Below are 14,904 nucleotides of genomic sequence, written 5' to 3' on the forward strand. Positions count from 1 at the left end.
CCCTGATACTGAGCGCTTTTTAAAAAACACGCATCATAACCGGAAATCATTATGGACATCATATTTTTAGGCGGCTTGGAAGTTGAAACCATCATCGGTATTTTTGACTGGGAACGAGTGACCAAGCAAACCGTCGTCCTTGATATTGAGATGGCTTTTGACATTCGGAAAGCCGCGGAAACCGACGATATTCAATACACGCTTGATTACAAAACAGTTTCTCATCGCATTATTTCTTTTGTTGAAGCCAGTCAGTTTTTGCTGGTTGAAAAATTAATTTCAGAAATAGCCGATATTATCCGCAACGAATTTAATGTGCCTTGGGTGAAAATAACCCTGAATAAAAAAGGCGCTATTAGCGGCGCCAGCGATGTCGGCATTGTGATTGAACGTGGAGAATTGAATCCATGACCCGAGGCTACATCAGCATAGGCAGTAATATAGATAAGGATAAATACATTCCTGCCAGCCTCAGAGCGCTTGAGCAAGTCTTTGGCGAACTGACTATTTCAAGTATTTATGAAACCGAAGCTGTGGGTTTTACCGGCGACGCTTTCTACAATCTGGTGGTCGGTTTTGATTCCGATTTGGAGGTAAAGGCAGTCACTAAACTGCTGCGGCAAATCGAGCTGGATAATGGTCGTACCCGCGACAGCCGGAAATTTGCCGCACGCACCCTGGATTTGGATTTGATTCTATACGGCGACCTGATTATCAACGATGGCCGCCTGCAAATACCCCGCGATGAAATTGAGCATTACGCTTTTGTGCTCGAGCCTTTGGCGGAAATCGCCCCAGCTTTAAAGCATCCGATCAGCCGGCTTAGCTACGCCGAGCTTTGGGAACAATTCGACAAGACCGATCTTAAACAAAAACGCGTCACGCCATTCTGGGCCTCAACAAAATAGGGTGCGCCCGCCATCGACAGTCAGTATTTGACCGGTGATATAGTCGGCATCCTTAATCAAAAACAGCACTGCTTTGGCAATATCAACTGGCTCACCGCTACGCTTTAAAGCCACTCGTTGCAGGATCTCCGATTTGACCGGTTCGGATAAATCGTTATCCGGCCAGAGTATAGCGCCCGGAGCCACCCCGTTGACCCGGACTTCCGGCCCCAATTCTTTGGCTAAAACCTTGGTCATGGCGACCAATCCGGCTTTGGCGATACTGTACACCGGATAACCGCTTAAGCCCCGTTCGGCATGGATGTCGACAATATTGACGATACAGCCCTTATTGTCGACTAAGGTCTTTGCCAAGGCTTGCGCCAGAAAAAACGGCGCTTTTAAGTTACTGCCCAATAACTCGTCCCATTGCTGTTCGCTTACATCAGCCATAGCCGTTGGGTAAAAGGACGAGGCGTTATTGACCAGCACATCTATGCCGCCCCAGGCCAGACTGGCCGCTCTGGCAACAGCCTTCAACTCGGCCATGTTCAGCAAGTCGGCCTGCATGATTCTTGCCGAGTCGGGTCGAAGTCGATTCAGTTCATCGCAAAGCTGCTGCGCTTCTGCGACCGAAGACCGATAATGCAAAAAAACATTACAGCCCTCGCTATGCAGCAGCTTTGCGCAAGCTGCGCCTATGCGCTTGGCGGCACCGGTAATCAATACATTTTTTGCAGCAACATTCATTGATTTTGTAGGGGCGACCGGCCGGCCGCCTCTACGGCCAGACTTTTACTCGCCACTTCGTAAACATCTTTGGAAATTGCCTCGGTGGTCATGATCCGTTCCAGTTGGGTTTTGATCAGGGCTTGCCTGCCTTCATCAAATCTGCGCCAAGACGTTAACGCACCGACCATACGCGAGGCAATCTGCGGGTTCAAGGTGTTCAGCGCGATAATCTGATCGGCGAGGAAGCGATAGCCTCGCCCGTTGGCGGCGTGAAAATGCAGCGGATTGGACTGGCTGAAAGCGCCGATTAACGACCTGACCCGGTTCGGGTTTTTTAAATCGAATGCCGGGTGTTGCATTAACGCCTGCACAGTTGCAAAGGTTTCGGGCATGCTGCTGGAGGCTTGCAGCGCAAACCATTTGTCGATAACCAGCGCTTCCGCTTGCCATTGATGGTAAAAGCTGTCCAGACACTGTTGTTTGGCAGGATGCGGGTTATTGACGATAACCGTTAATGCCGCCATTTGGTCGGTCATATTTTTAGCTTGGTTAAATTGCTGTTGGGATAATTGATAAATAGGCTTATTTTCCAGCTTACTGAGATAGCTTAAACAGGTGTTTTTGATGCGTCTGCGGCCGATTGCGCCGGAATCAAACTGTCCGGACTCATCCCGATGATTATTCCGATATAAAGCCTGAAATTGCGCCTCAAGTTGTTCGGCTAAGGTCAGTAGCACAAATTCGCGGGCGGCATGAATCGCTTCAACATCGACAACCTGCATTTGTTCGGCCAGATAGGTTTCCGAGGGCAGACTTAATAATAAAGAGAAATACGACAAGTCATCCCAGGGTTGCTCCAGCACCTGTTGAATGGCGGCGACCATGATAGGACTGACGTGCATGTCTCTGCCGTTTTGCCAATCGGCAATCAGCCCTGAAATAATCTGTCCGGCCAGTTGCTGCCCGGCTTCCCAGCGATTAAAGGTGTCGCTGTCGTAGCTTAATAAAAACGCCAGCTCATCCAGACTGCGTTCCATGACCAGTTTAACCGGCGCTGAAAAGCCTCTTAGGATAGACACCACCGGCGGTTCGGTTAAGTTTTCAAAGGTAAAGGCTTGTTCGGATTCGGTGAGTTGCAGTATGACTTCGTCAGTCTTTGGGCAACAACCAACAGCAGGCGCTTTAGGCGAAGTCTCTCCACAACCCTGTAACTTGCAAGGCGCTACAGAGCCGTCTTTATTGAGCAAACCCACCGTTACCGGAATATGCAGCGGCTCTTTAAGAGCTTGTCCAGGCGTTGGCGGGCAGTTTTGGCTCAAGGTTAACGTCAGGGTTTGTGCGGATGGGTCATAGTGCTGTTGAACGGTCAATACCGGCGTTCCAGCCTGCGCATACCAGCGGCGAAATTGGCTTAAATCAATATTATTGGCCGCTTCCATCGCGTTAACGAAATCATCGCAAGTAACCGCCTGTCCATCGTGACGCTCAAAATACAAATCGCTGCCTTTGCGAAAGCCGTCAGCCCCCACCAACGTGTGGATCATGCGCACCACTTCAGCGCCTTTTTCATACACGGTCAAGGTGTAAAAATTGTTGATTTCTATATAGGCGTCAGGGCGTATAGGATGCGCCAGCGGTCCGGCATCTTCGGCAAACTGGCGGGTACGCAGCATGTTGACGTCTTCGATGCGTTTTACCGCTTTTGAGGTGCGGTCGCCGGTAAACTCCTGATCGCGAAACACGGTAAAGCCTTCTTTCAGGCTGAGCTGGAACCAGTCCCGGCAGGTGATGCGATTACCGGTCCAGTTATGGAAATATTCATGACCGATCACGCCTTCGATATGTTCATAATCGGAGTCGGTTGCGGTATCGGGCCGTGCCAGCACAAATTTGGTATTGAATACGTTCAGCCCCTTGTTTTCCATCGCGCCCATGTTGAAGTGGCTGACCGCGACGATCATGTATAAATCCAGATCGTATTCGCGGCCATAGACCTGTTCATCCCAAAGCATGGCGTTTTTCAGCGACTGCATCGCATGGTCGCATTTATCGACATCGTGTTTTTCGACAAAGATTTGCAGGTCGATGTCGCGACCGGATTGCGTGGTAAAGCGGTCTTCAACGCATTCCAGTTGTCCTGCAACCAGCGCAAATAAATAACAGGGCTTGTTGAACGGATCTTCCCAGGTTACCCAGTGGCGATTATCCGGCAATTCGCCTTGGGCGACTTTATTGCCGTTGGATAACAACACCGGATAACGGTCTTTGTCGCCGACCAGCGTTGTGGTGAACAAGGTCATTACATCGGGCCGGTCCAGAAAATAAGTGATTTTTCTAAAGCCTTCCGCCTCGCACTGGGTGCACAACATGCCGCTGGATAGATACAGTCCTTCCAGAGCGGTGTTGGCTTTCGGGTTGATACTATTTTCGATCGTTAAGACAAAACGTTGCTGCTGCGGAACCTGGTTAATGATTAACGCATCCTGGGTTTGCAGATATTGATCTTTGCTTAAGTCATTCACTCTGGGCTGTCCTGCCCAGAGCCCTTCGGGTAAATGCAAATCCGCTCCAGACGGATTTGTGCCGTCATCCAGATTGATGCGGATGAGTTTCATATTTTCACCCGATAAGGTCAGCGTTGTGTCTTTGGACTGACTGGCAGGGTTGCGGCTTAGAGTGAGCCGTGAACTCACCCTGGTGTTTTCATCATCCAGCGCAAAATTCAAGCCTACGCTATGAATCAGGTATTCGGGTACGGTGTAGTCTTTCAGATAAATGGTTTGGGGATTTGCGTCGCGCATTATTGTTACCTGTTGTGGTGATCGGAAGCCCTGATGTTTTTGGCTGCGAAAATTGTGATGAGTAACCAGGCTGTTAAAAAACAAACACCGCCGATGGGGGTGATCATGCCTAGCCATTTAAGATTAAGGAAAGCCAGTAAATACAAGCTGCCGGAAAATAGCAGTATGCCGGTGAACATCAAGCGACCGGCCCAGTGCAATAATTTGGAATCGGGTGCTTGCCGGTTGATCAGAGCAACGCCGATCAGGCCTAGTGCATGGTACATTTGATAGGTCACGCCGGTTTGGTAGACAGCCAGCATCTCCGGGCTGATGACGGCTTTTAAGCCATGAGCGCCGAATGCGCCCATGCCGACGCCGATTAAGGCGCTTAGCGCGCCGAGCAATAAAAATCTCATCTACTTTTCCAATAGTCTGGGCATTAGCTGTACCAGATTGCAAGGGCGGGTACGATGATCCAACTGCTCTTTAATTAATTCATCCCAAGCGGTGCGGCAGGCTCCCGATGAGCCGGGCAGGCAAAAAATATAGGTCGCATTGGCGACGCCGGCAATGGCTCTGGACTGGATGGTTGAGGTTTTAATGTCCTGATAGGAAAGCATCCTGAAAATTTCGCCAAAACCGTCCAAAACCTTGTCCAGCAACGGCGCAACCGCCTCAGGCGTACCATCCCTGCCGGTGACGCCGGTGCCGCCGGTGGCGATCACGACATTAACCTGATCTGCGGCAATCCAGTTTGAAACAGCCGCCCTGATTTGATAGATGTCGTCAGCGACTATTTTCTTTTCGGTAACCTGATGTCCTGCATCGGTTGCGCGTTCCGCCAGTATTTTTCCGGATACATCGTCGGCATCGGTGCGGCTGTCGGAAACGACCAGGATAGCGATGTTTAGAGGAATGAATTTTCTGTCTATAGTCATATTTAAATAGAGGTCAAAGGTTCAAGGTTCAAGGTTCAAGGCCCAAAACTGAGAAGCACACACCTTGAACCTTGTATCTTACTACTTTAACACAACAAAGAATCCTTCCTGTCCCCGCTGAATATTAATCAGCAGCGCGCCGTTTGGGTCAATAACCCGTTTTAACTCTTCAATATTACGAACGCGATAACGATTTGCCGACACGATAACGTCACCGGGACGCAAGCCTAGCCGCCAAGCATTGGACGTCGCGTCGACTTTTTCAATTAAAACACCTTCGTTCTGAGTCTTTAGCGGTACGCTTAACAGCGTACCCTGTAAGGTGCGATGCAGTTTATCCCCGGCCAATTGCGGCAACTCCTGCTTGCCTATTGTCGCCATCACTCGTTTTTTCTCATTGCCACGAAAATATTCCAACTCCACGTTATCGCCAATCTGCATTAGGCCGACAATATTGCGCACATCATGACTGTTTTTAATGGCGCGGCCATTAGCGGTAACAATAATATCGCCCGGCTCCAGTCCGGCTTTTGCTGCTGGCGAACCGCTTTCAATCCGGCTAATCGCAGCGCCATGCTTGTTTTTTAAATTAAAAGCCTTGACCAGTTCAGACGTCAAATCCTGCGTGGTAACGCCTAACAATCCACGGCGGACTTCACCGTGCTTAACCAGCGACTCTTTAATGGTCATGACCATATTGGATGGGATTGCAAAGCCGATACCGATATTACCGCCGCTGGGGGCGAGAATTGCAGTATTCATGCCGACAAATTCACCGCGTAGATTAACCAGGGCCCCGCCTGAATTGCCAGGGTTAATGGATGCATCGGTCTGAATAAAATCTTCGTAGCCTTCTATGCCAAGGCCGGAACGACCCAAAGCGCTGACTATGCCGGAGGTAACGGTTTGTCCCAGGCCGAATGGATTACCGATGGCGACAACAAAATCACCGACTCTCAGTTGACTGGAATCAGCAATAGGCAGCATGGTTAAGTTTTCTGCAAGAATCTGAATGATAGCGACATCCGCTTCAGGATCGGCGCCGATTAGTTTAGCCGAAAGCTGACGACCATCATTCAAGGTCACCATAATTTTGTCGGCTTTATCGATAACATGGTTATTGGTCAGAATATAGCCTTCGCTGCTGTCAATAATGACGCCGGAACCCAAGCTGTTCCTTTGTTGCTGACGCAGCTGATTGGGAATATTAAAAAACTGGCGAAAAACCGGATCCTGCATCAGTGGATTTTCACTGACCATAATCTGGGTCGACGTTGAAATATTAACCACCGCCGGCATGCTGCGCTCAAGCATAGGAGCCAGAGACGGTAATGGCTGACCGTCAATGTAGGACGGCAAGCCAGTTTGCGCAACAGAAGCCGTACAAAAATAAGCAGGTAGCAACGTTATACCTATAAATAACAGCTGTTTTACTAATTTTGTGCTCATCATGATTTTCCGGAACTTGTTAAATAGACACAACCAATAATATACGTGCAAAAATGTTTAATACAAGGTGTGTTAAAGTAGTTTTTTAAACAATCAACACTGTCATTTAACGCTGATCTTGCATAGAATATTCAAATGGCCGTAGACGTCAATTCTGAAGATGGACTGATTATTCGCAAGCTAATCCCGCTCGCAACCTTACCCGGCGTTCAGTTTGCTGCGTTATGCGCTGAAATGACCGTCGAAGAAGTTCAGGACGGTTTTTTGTTTAAAAAAGGCGATATAGCCCCCCATTTTGTTTATCTGCTAAGTGGCGAGGTTACGCTTCAGGCAGCCGGGTTGGTTGTCGAGGTGATTGCCGCGAGTAGCGATTCTGCGAAGTTTGCATTGGCGCACCAGATCCCAAAAAAAATTGATGCAGTCGCGAACGGAAAAGTACGTTTCTTGCGCCTGCACACTGATATTGTTAATAATCCCCTTCCTATTGCTTACCACGAGAACCACAGTTACATGGTCATTGACGAGACTAAAGATGATCCAGAAGATTGGATGACAGCGTTATTGAGATCGCCTATTTTCCAACGTCTCCCCCCCGCCAATTTACAAAAAATATTGATGAGTTTGGAGGCCATTCATTATAAAAAGGGCGAGCACATACTCGAGCAAGGCGGCACAGGAGATTATTATTACCTGATTAAAAATGGACGATGCCTGTTAACGCGTAAACCATCACCTAATGCCAAAGAGATTACATTAGCTCAGCTGGCAAACGGCGACACTTTTGGCGAGGACTCATTGCTTTCCGGCGCGCCCAGAAACGTAACGATTACGGCAGCGACCGATATTACTTTGTTACGCTTGGACAAAAAACAATTTGTATCGTTAATAAAAGAGCCCTGTTTAAAGTTTATTGATTATGCGGAAATGCAGGCGGCGATAATAAAAGGCGCTGTTTTGTTGGATGTCCGCTCGCAGGATGAATATGACGCTCAACATCTTGACGGCAGCATCAATGCGCCTTTTTTCTCCTTAAGAATACAGATTAAAACCTTAAGCCATGAAAAGCTTGTCGTTGTTGTTTGTCGAGATGGCAAGATTAGCGAGGCGGCCGCATTTTTACTGCTCAGGCATAAGATAGAAGCCATGATTTTGAGAGGCGGGATGGAAAGTCTTGCGCCTAAACCGGAAAATGAAGCGCCTATTTCTGCTGATGCTGATCCGGAAAGCTCTGATCAACAACAAGCTGTCGATAATTCGGCAACGGCGTCTTCATCAATACAGTCGTCAGCAAACGCCTCTGTTAGTATCCTCGAAGATCAAGTCAACACGCTTAAAGTGGAAAATGAAGCCCTGAAAAACACCAACCAACAGCTTAATGATAAGTGTATGAAGCTGGAATTTGACCGGCAAAATGCTGAAAAACAATGTCGAGTATTGCACAAGCAAGTGGAGAAGCTAACCCAGGTGCTGGATAAACTAAAGCAAGCGTGAGGTAGGGCAGGTGAGCTTTGTCCACAGGGAAAAATGCGGCAACCTAACCCGACAGTCAAAATTACTGACGTCGGGCCATGCTACGCGTGGCTTGAGCTCGTAGAGTACAAGCCGGAAAAGAGCGTTTAAATCAACTAATTATTTGATTTTAGCTTCTTTATAAATAACGTATTTACGAACCACAGGATCAAATTTTTTGATCTCCATTTTTTCGGGCATAGTCCGTTTGTTTTTTGTAGTAGTATAAAAGTGCCCGGTGCCTTCGGTCGAAACCAATTTAATTTTATCGCGCATTTTTCTATCCTCTTAAGCGTTATAGCCGGATTTACGCAAGTCGGCAAGAACGGCATCAATGCCATTTTTGTCAATGATACGCATACCTTTGGTGGAAATTCTGAGGCGAACCCAGCGGTTTTCGCTCTCTACCCAGAATCTGTGATGCTGCAGATTCGGACAAAAGCGTCTTTTAGTTCTGTTGTTAGCGTGTGAAACGTTGTTACCTGTAACCGGGCGTTTTCCTGTTACTTGACATACTTTGGACATGATTAACCCCTAATGCGTGCCTAAATTCAAAAGTTAGCCGGTCTTTATACCAAAAATTCTTTTCAAGGTAAATAAGAATCTATAAAATGAATAAGATAAAAGGCGCAAGGCGAAGAGCAAAAGACGCCTCATTTTTTAGCCTTGCGCCTCAAACAATTACCAGGAAAAAATAATGCCCATTAAACTCGGCATGGTCATGGACTCCATAGACCATATCAACATAAAAAAAGACACCAGCTTTGCGATGTTACTTGAAGCACAGGCTCGAGACTGGGAGCTGCATTATATGGAGCTCAACGATTTATTCCTGAGAAACGGCAGGGCTTATGCCAGAACACGAACGCTTAAAGTTCAGCGAGATGAAAAAAGCTGGCACGAGTTTACGGCCGAGCAGGACATTCCTTTGGATCAGCTGGATGTCATTATGATGCGCAAGGACCCCCCTTTCGATCAGGAATATATTTATGCCACCTATTTGCTGGAACGCGCGGAAAGTATGGGGGTTTATGTGGTTAACAAACCGCAGTCGTTGCGGGATGCCAATGAAAAGCTTTTTACCGCCTGGTTTCCGCAGTGTTGCGCAGAAACTTTGGTCGCTAGAGAGCCGGCCAGAATCAGGCGTTTTTTGCTGGAGCAAGGCGAAATTATTTTAAAACCGCTGGATGGCATGGGCGGCACTTCTATTTTCCATTTGCGCCAAAACGATCCCAATCTTAGCGTGATTCTGGAAACCATGACCCAGTACAACAGCCGCTATGTGATGGCGCAAAAGTATCTGCCGCAAATTGTAGACGGCGATAAACGCATATTGCTGGTTAATGGCGAGGTCATACCCTACTCTCTGGCACGCATTCCTGCACAAGGCGAAACCCGCGGCAATTTGGCGGCGGGTGGGCGGGCCGAAGGCCGGGAACTCACCGAGCGAGATCGCTGGATTGCGGGTCAGGTCGGACCTACCTTACAGAAAAAAGGCCTGGTTTTTGTCGGAATCGATGTGATTGGCGATACGCTGACCGAAATTAATGTGACCAGTCCTACTTGCGTTCAGGAACTGGATCGCCAGTTTGGCTTGAATATTTGCGGTCAACTCATGGACCATATTGAAACCGTCCTGCTGCCGCACCTGCTCCCGGCAGGTTTGCGGCATACACACCATCCATGATGATAATGAGCACACATCAGCCAATATTTGATCCACCTGCAGAGTTGTCTACCAATGATTCATTATTGATTGCCTTATTTGTAGCGACTGTCATTCATGTTGTTATCGGACTGGGCATTAATTTCACCGCGCCGCAACCGGAGAAAGTCAGCCGTGCTATCGATATTACCCTAGTCAATATACCGACACCAAAAGTGCCTGAAAAGGCGAAGTTTTTAGCGCCGGAAAGTCAGCTGGGCGCGGGTGAACAAAGTAAGAAGCCGGAACAGCCGCCACCACAACAACGGCCCAGCCAGGGCAAAAACCCGCCCAAACAGCTAAAAAAGAGCGTAGCGGAACACAGCGAGCCTAAAGCAGCGAAAAAACTGATCACCCAAAAAAAGGCAGAAAAGAAAATCGTTACTGCAAGCAAGCCGGATACAAAGCACCCGGCTGAAAAGCACCCGCAATTGTCGCCTGAGTTGCTACAGCAACAAATTGCGCAATTGGGTACCGAAATCAGGCTAAACCAGCAAAGTGCCGAGCAAACTAAGATAAAATTTGTCAACTCGGTGAGCGCCCATAAATACGTCGCCGCCCAATACATGAAAGATTGGGAATCTAAGGTGGAGCGTACCGGCAATCTTAATTATCCGGAAGTGGCCATCAAGAAAAACTTTTCCGGCATCTTAACCATGGATGTCGGCATTAAAGCCGACGGCAGCATTTACAGCATACGCATCAACCAGTCGTCGGGAAATCCGGCATTGGATGAGGCGGCTAAAAGAATTGTTCGGATGAGCGCGCCATTTCCACCGTTACCTGCCGACTTGCTGAAAGAGCTCGATGTTTTGGTCATTACCCGGGTTTGGAAATTTTCTGATGAATCGGGTATGACCTCGCGATAAACAGTTGCTTAAGTGACTATAAACTTTGATACTAAGATCCATGAACCAAGCTACTTACTTAACCAACCAGTTTATTATCGCCATGCCCAATCTGGCGGATCCCAATTTTTTTCATACGGTTACCTATTTGTGTCAACATAATGAAGACGGTGCACTGGGTATCGTCATTAATCGATCAACGGACATGAAACTGGGCGAAATTTTTAAACAGATGGGTATAGACGTCACCTCGCCCGCTGCCGCCGAAATGCCGATTTTTGCAGGTGGCCCGGTGCAACAGGAACACGGCTTCGTGATACATACTTCCGGTGGCGATTGGCATGCAACCATAGCCGTTTCAGAGACCATTTCCCTGACAACTTCACGTGATGTACTTGAAGCCATTGCCACAGGCGTAGGCCCAGAACAGTATCTGGTCGCGTTAGGCTATGCCGGTTGGGGCGCCGGGCAATTGGAAAAAGAGATCCTGGATAATGCGTGGCTTAATACGCCTTGCGGTAAACAAGTTATATTTGATACGCCCGTTAACTTGCGCTGGAGTGCGGCAGCCGACCAGATCGGCATTGATATTAATCAATTGACTGCCCCGGCAGGACATGGCTAATTTTGGGTAACTGTATTGCCTGTGACCTTCAGCCAAATCTTTCTTTGAATACCAATCAGACGCCGCACCTGCTCCCTGCAGGTTTGCGGCATACACACCATCCCTGGCGATATAAATTATGCAAGACCCCTTACTAGCCAAAACCAACATCGATACCTATTTGGGTTTTGATTTTGGCACTAAAAAGATAGGCGCAGCCGTCGGCCAAACGACCACAGTTAGCGCAAGTCCGCTGCAAACCATACGCTCGATCAATCAAATCCCTAACTGGGAAATCATCGGCAAGCTGATACAAGAATGGCGGCCGGCCGGTTTAGTGGTCGGCATATCAAAGCAGGCCGACGGCTCGGACAACCCGGTGACGCCGCGTATGTTAAAATTTTGCCGGCAGCTGGAAGGCCGTTATCAACTGCCGGTTTTTCAGCAGGATGAAACCCTGTCGACCTATGAGGCCAAACAACTGCTGTTTGATGAAGTCAGCGTCAGTGCAAGCAAACTCTGGGAAGTGCAAGATCAACTCGCCGCCCAGCTTATCTTGCAAACCTGGTTAAATGACCGTACAAGAAAGGACTATTAAGTGTTAGCAATACCCGAATTATTAAGTCACCTGGAAGCTGAGCTAAAACGCATTATCGATGAACGACAGCTGGTTAATCCGCTGATGATAGGCATCCGTACCGGCGGCGTCTGGATTGCCGAGCACATGCACCGCCGTTTAGCTATCAGCGAACCTTTGGGGCTGCTGGATATCTCATTTTACCGGGACGATTTTTCGCAAATCGGCGTTAACCCCAATGTAAAGCCGAGCCAGCTGCCGACTCACATTGAAGGCCGCGACCTTATCCTGATCGATGATGTTTTTTATACCGGCAGAACGATACGCGCGGCAATGAATGAAATTTTCGATTACGGCAGGCCGAACCAGATCGTGCTGGCGGTACTGATAGAGCGCGACGGCAGGCAAATCCCGTTAAATCCCGATTGTGTTGGTACCAGTATTACCTTAGATCCGGATCAACGGATTAAATTGACCGGGCCGGAACCCTTGGCCGTTCACCTGGAAACTATTGAAGCAGTGGCATAAGCAATGACTGATAACCTGCAATTAAATACGGAAGGCAAGCTCAAACATTTTTTGACCATCGAAGGCCTGAGCAAGAGCTTATTAACCGAAATTCTCGATACTGCCGAGTCATTCGCCGGGATGTCCGAGCATCAGGTTAAAAAAGTTCCGCTATTGCGCGGCAAAACCATCGTCAATCTGTTTTTTGAAAACAGTACCCGCACCCGAACAACCTTCGAATTGGCAGCGACGCGTCTGTCCGCCGACGTGATCAATATGAATATCGCCACCTCGGCCACGTCAAAAGGCGAAAGCCTGCTCGACACCATCCGCAATCTGGAAGCCATGTTTGTCGATATGTTTGTGGTGCGCCATGCACTCAGCGGCGCGGCGCATTTTATCGCCCAGCAGACCGCGCCGCATATCAGCGTAATCAATGCCGGCGATGGGCAGCACGCGCACCCGACGCAGGCGATGCTGGACATGTTTACCATACGCCAGCTCAAACCGGATTTTTCCAGTCTCAGAGTCGCCATTATCGGCGATATATTGCATTCTCGAGTGGCGCGCTCGGAGATCCAGGCCTTAAATACCCTGGGTGCCGCCGAAGTCAGAGTGATCGCGCCCAAAACCTTATTGCCGACGCATGTGGAAAGTTTAGGCGTGAATGTTTCCCATAATTTAACCGAAGGGCTTAAAGATATTGATGTGGTGATGATGCTGCGCTTGCAGAAAGAACGCATGAGTTCGGCGCTACTGCCCAGCGAAAGCGAGTATTTCAAGTGTTTCGGACTGACCGAAGAAAAACTCAAAATCGCCAAACCCGATGCTATCGTGATGCACCCAGGCCCGATCAACCGGGGCGTAGAAATTGATTCCAAAGTCGCGGACGGCCCACAGTCGGTAATACTCAAACAAGTCAGCAACGGCATCGCGGTGCGCATGGCAATCATGGCAATGGCGATGCAAATCGCACCGGCTCCCGTCAGGCTTAGCGGCATACACGCCATCCCTGGCGATAAATCAGGAGTTGCATGATGAAAATTCACATCAATCACGGCAGGATCATCGATCCGGCCAACGACATCGACCGCATCGGTTCCGTGTATATCAAAGGCGGCAAAATTGTGTCGGTGACTGACGAACCGGCTGGATTTAAACCGGATACGGTTATCAATGCCGAAAATCAAATCGTCTGCCCCGGTTTTATCGACTTAAGTACGCGTTTGCGGGATATGGGACACAGCCGCAAAGCGACCTTTAAAAGCGAAGTGCGTGCCGCTGCCGCTGCCGGTGTTACCACCCTGTGCCTGCAACCGGATACCGTGCCGGTCATCGATACCACCGCCGTGGTCGAGCTGATCAAGGAGCTGGCGGAAAAAGCCGATTACCCGCAAATTTATGTCATTGGCGCCCTCACCCAGAAACTGGAAGGCACCGAACTCAGCTCGATGCTATCGCTGAAACAAGCTGGCTGCATAGCGGTCGGTAATGCCAATCGGCCGGTGAAAAATCTGTTGATCTTAAGACGAGCCATGGAATATGCAGCCAGTCATGATTTGTTATTGATGTTCCGGCCTAATGATTTTTGGTTGGGCAATAACGGTTGCGCCCATGAAGGCGTAGTCGCCACCCGCTACGGTTTGCCCAGCATTCCCGAAGCCGCCGAAACCATCGCTCTGGCACAATGCCTGGAACTGGCCGAGCTGACCGGCTGCCGGGTACATTTTGGCCAGTTAAGCTGCAAACGATCCGTGATTAAAATACATCAGGCCAAAAAATATGGCTTGAAAGTCAGTGCCGATGTCTCCATCCATCAACTGCATCTGACTGAAAACGACATGAAGCCGTTTGACAGCGCTTATCATGTGTTGCCGCCATTGCGTACCGAAGAAGATAGGCAGTATTTAAGACGAGGGCTAGCCGTCGGCACGATCAACAGCATCTGTTCCGATCATCAGCCGCATGATCTGGACGCCAAGCTGGGGGCGTTCCCGGAGACCGAACCGGGGATGTCATCCTTGGAAAACCTGTTGCCGTTAATGCTGAAACTGGTCACACGGCACGCGATAACCCTGAAACAGGGCATCGCCTGCTTAAGCGCCAATCCGGCGCGGGTGCTGCGCTTAAACAGCGGCGCGTTAACGCCCGGTTTCTCAGCCGATGTGTGTATTTTCGACCCGGAACTCGACTGGCAAATTAATGCGGAAAACTGGAAAAGCCAGGGCGTTAACACGCCGTTTTGGGGGCAAACCCTGAAAGGCCGGGTAACCCATACTTTGCAGGCAGGCAAAATCATTCACCGACTATAGAATGAGAAGCTATTTATCCACATAAAATCAATTAATAACGGAAAATTAACATG

General features: G+C 48.9%; 17 protein-coding genes. 10 read left to right on the forward strand and 7 right to left on the reverse strand.

All coding sequences use genetic code 11. The annotated features are described in order from the left end of the window. The first annotated feature begins 51 nt into the window (after window positions 1–51). Together folB and folK are read left to right on the forward strand one after the other, a co-directional pair. Window positions 52–411, forward strand: coding sequence for a dihydroneopterin aldolase (gene folB / locus ABXJ76_RS17585; RefSeq protein ID WP_432742436.1), 360 nt, complete (start codon window positions 52–54; stop codon window positions 409–411). Then, window positions 408–908, forward strand: a complete 501-nt coding sequence (gene folK, locus ABXJ76_RS17590) for a 2-amino-4-hydroxy-6-hydroxymethyldihydropteridine diphosphokinase (RefSeq protein WP_432742438.1) — start codon at window positions 408–410, stop codon at window positions 906–908. Before folB ends, folK begins: the two co-directional genes overlap by 4 nt. Here folK and ABXJ76_RS17595 read toward each other — a convergent pair. The 5 genes from ABXJ76_RS17595 to ABXJ76_RS17615 all read right to left on the reverse strand — a co-directional run bounded on the left by ABXJ76_RS17595 (window position 897) and on the right by ABXJ76_RS17615 (window position 6,789). Further along, a complete protein-coding gene (locus tag ABXJ76_RS17595; protein WP_432742440.1) occupies window positions 897–1,637 on the reverse strand; it encodes a pteridine reductase in 741 nt (246 codons plus the stop codon). The genes folK and ABXJ76_RS17595 overlap by 12 nt on opposite strands. Then, window positions 1,634–4,420 (reverse strand): aminopeptidase N, encoded by a 2,787-nt coding sequence (gene pepN / locus ABXJ76_RS17600; RefSeq protein WP_432742442.1) that lies wholly within the window; start codon window positions 4,418–4,420, stop codon window positions 1,634–1,636. Before pepN ends, ABXJ76_RS17595 begins: the two co-directional genes overlap by 4 nt. A 5-nt stretch (window positions 4,421–4,425) precedes the next feature. Continuing rightward, the gene (locus ABXJ76_RS17605) at window positions 4,426–4,818 is read right to left on the reverse strand and encodes a DUF423 domain-containing protein (RefSeq protein ID WP_432742444.1); all 393 of its coding nucleotides are present in this window, start codon (window positions 4,816–4,818) and stop codon (window positions 4,426–4,428) included. Beyond that, window positions 4,819–5,340: a molybdenum cofactor biosynthesis protein B gene (moaB, locus tag ABXJ76_RS17610; RefSeq protein ID WP_432742446.1), complete on the reverse strand. Its 522-nt coding sequence runs from the start codon at window positions 5,338–5,340 to the stop codon at window positions 4,819–4,821. An 81-nt stretch (window positions 5,341–5,421) separates the two neighbouring features. Beyond that, window positions 5,422–6,789 (reverse strand): DegQ family serine endoprotease, encoded by a 1,368-nt coding sequence (locus ABXJ76_RS17615; RefSeq protein ID WP_432742448.1) that lies wholly within the window; start codon window positions 6,787–6,789, stop codon window positions 5,422–5,424. A gap of 135 nt (window positions 6,790–6,924) precedes the next feature. Here ABXJ76_RS17615 and ABXJ76_RS17620 point away from each other — a divergent pair, with 135 nt between their 5' ends. After that, on the forward strand, window positions 6,925–8,280 hold the full coding sequence (locus ABXJ76_RS17620) for a cyclic nucleotide-binding domain-containing protein (protein ID WP_432742450.1): 1,356 nt from the start codon (window positions 6,925–6,927) through the stop codon (window positions 8,278–8,280). Between the two features lie 138 nt (window positions 8,281–8,418). Here the strand turns inward: ABXJ76_RS17620 and rpmG are convergent, their stop codons facing one another. Further along, window positions 8,419–8,574, reverse strand: coding sequence for a 50S ribosomal protein L33 (gene rpmG / locus ABXJ76_RS17625; RefSeq protein ID WP_432742452.1), 156 nt, complete (start codon window positions 8,572–8,574; stop codon window positions 8,419–8,421). 12 nt (window positions 8,575–8,586) lie between these two features. Continuing rightward, window positions 8,587–8,823 (reverse strand): 50S ribosomal protein L28, encoded by a 237-nt coding sequence (gene rpmB / locus ABXJ76_RS17630; protein ID WP_432742454.1) that lies wholly within the window; start codon window positions 8,821–8,823, stop codon window positions 8,587–8,589. Window positions 8,824–8,995: 172 nt separating this feature from the next. Here rpmB and gshB point away from each other — a divergent pair, with 172 nt between their 5' ends. The 7 genes from gshB (at window position 8,996) to ABXJ76_RS17665 (ending at window position 14,851) form a co-directional block, all read left to right on the forward strand. Continuing rightward, window positions 8,996–9,985, forward strand: a complete 990-nt coding sequence (gshB, locus tag ABXJ76_RS17635; RefSeq protein ID WP_432742456.1) for a glutathione synthase — start codon at window positions 8,996–8,998, stop codon at window positions 9,983–9,985. A 5-nt stretch (window positions 9,986–9,990) separates the two neighbouring features. Then, window positions 9,991–10,872, forward strand: a complete 882-nt coding sequence (locus ABXJ76_RS17640) for an energy transducer TonB (RefSeq protein ID WP_432742458.1) — start codon at window positions 9,991–9,993, stop codon at window positions 10,870–10,872. Between the two features lie 40 nt (window positions 10,873–10,912). Next, window positions 10,913–11,476: a YqgE/AlgH family protein gene (locus tag ABXJ76_RS17645; protein ID WP_432742460.1), complete on the forward strand. Its 564-nt coding sequence runs from the start codon at window positions 10,913–10,915 to the stop codon at window positions 11,474–11,476. A gap of 118 nt (window positions 11,477–11,594) precedes the next feature. After that, window positions 11,595–12,053, forward strand: coding sequence for a Holliday junction resolvase RuvX (gene ruvX, locus ABXJ76_RS17650; RefSeq protein ID WP_432742462.1), 459 nt, complete (start codon window positions 11,595–11,597; stop codon window positions 12,051–12,053). Next, complete coding sequence (pyrR, locus tag ABXJ76_RS17655; RefSeq protein WP_432742463.1) at window positions 12,054–12,560, forward strand: bifunctional pyr operon transcriptional regulator/uracil phosphoribosyltransferase PyrR; 507 nt, start codon at window positions 12,054–12,056, stop codon at window positions 12,558–12,560. It begins immediately after the preceding gene. A 3-nt stretch (window positions 12,561–12,563) separates the two neighbouring features. Further along, entirely contained in the window at window positions 12,564–13,577 is a 1,014-nt protein-coding gene (locus tag ABXJ76_RS17660) for an aspartate carbamoyltransferase catalytic subunit (protein ID WP_432742465.1), read from the forward strand. After that, window positions 13,574–14,851: a dihydroorotase gene (locus ABXJ76_RS17665; RefSeq protein ID WP_432742467.1), complete on the forward strand. Its 1,278-nt coding sequence runs from the start codon at window positions 13,574–13,576 to the stop codon at window positions 14,849–14,851. Before ABXJ76_RS17660 ends, ABXJ76_RS17665 begins: the two co-directional genes overlap by 4 nt. The last annotated feature ends 53 nt before the right edge of the window (window positions 14,852–14,904 follow it).

The sequence above is a fragment of the Methylobacter arcticus genome (assembly GCF_050917435.1).
In the GTDB taxonomy this organism is placed as follows: domain Bacteria; phylum Pseudomonadota; class Gammaproteobacteria; order Methylococcales; family Methylomonadaceae; genus Methylobacter_A; species Methylobacter_A titanis.

What these genes read in the sequence shown, in the direction of transcription:
- folK (WP_432742438.1), top strand. Translation starts at nt 408, where the DNA reads ATGACCCGAGGCTACATCAGCATAGGCAGTAATATAGATAAGGATAAA.
- rpmG (WP_432742452.1), bottom strand. Translation starts at nt 8,574, where the DNA reads ATGCGCGATAAAATTAAATTGGTTTCGACCGAAGGCACCGGGCACTTT.
- ABXJ76_RS17645 (WP_432742460.1), top strand. Translation starts at nt 10,913, where the DNA reads ATGAACCAAGCTACTTACTTAACCAACCAGTTTATTATCGCCATGCCC.
- ABXJ76_RS17620 (WP_432742450.1), top strand. Translation starts at nt 6,925, where the DNA reads ATGGCCGTAGACGTCAATTCTGAAGATGGACTGATTATTCGCAAGCTA.
- pepN (WP_432742442.1), bottom strand. Translation starts at nt 4,420, where the DNA reads ATGCGCGACGCAAATCCCCAAACCATTTATCTGAAAGACTACACCGTA.
- folB (WP_432742436.1), top strand. Translation starts at nt 52, where the DNA reads ATGGACATCATATTTTTAGGCGGCTTGGAAGTTGAAACCATCATCGGT.
- ABXJ76_RS17605 (WP_432742444.1), bottom strand. Translation starts at nt 4,818, where the DNA reads ATGAGATTTTTATTGCTCGGCGCGCTAAGCGCCTTAATCGGCGTCGGC.
- gshB (WP_432742456.1), top strand. Translation starts at nt 8,996, where the DNA reads ATGCCCATTAAACTCGGCATGGTCATGGACTCCATAGACCATATCAAC.
- ABXJ76_RS17595 (WP_432742440.1), bottom strand. Translation starts at nt 1,637, where the DNA reads ATGAATGTTGCTGCAAAAAATGTATTGATTACCGGTGCCGCCAAGCGC.
- moaB (WP_432742446.1), bottom strand. Translation starts at nt 5,340, where the DNA reads ATGACTATAGACAGAAAATTCATTCCTCTAAACATCGCTATCCTGGTC.
- ABXJ76_RS17615 (WP_432742448.1), bottom strand. Translation starts at nt 6,789, where the DNA reads ATGAGCACAAAATTAGTAAAACAGCTGTTATTTATAGGTATAACGTTG.
- ABXJ76_RS17640 (WP_432742458.1), top strand. Translation starts at nt 9,991, where the DNA reads ATGAGCACACATCAGCCAATATTTGATCCACCTGCAGAGTTGTCTACC.
- ABXJ76_RS17665 (WP_432742467.1), top strand. Translation starts at nt 13,574, where the DNA reads ATGATGAAAATTCACATCAATCACGGCAGGATCATCGATCCGGCCAAC.
- ruvX (WP_432742462.1), top strand. Translation starts at nt 11,595, where the DNA reads ATGCAAGACCCCTTACTAGCCAAAACCAACATCGATACCTATTTGGGT.
- rpmB (WP_432742454.1), bottom strand. Translation starts at nt 8,823, where the DNA reads ATGTCCAAAGTATGTCAAGTAACAGGAAAACGCCCGGTTACAGGTAAC.
- ABXJ76_RS17660 (WP_432742465.1), top strand. Translation starts at nt 12,564, where the DNA reads ATGACTGATAACCTGCAATTAAATACGGAAGGCAAGCTCAAACATTTT.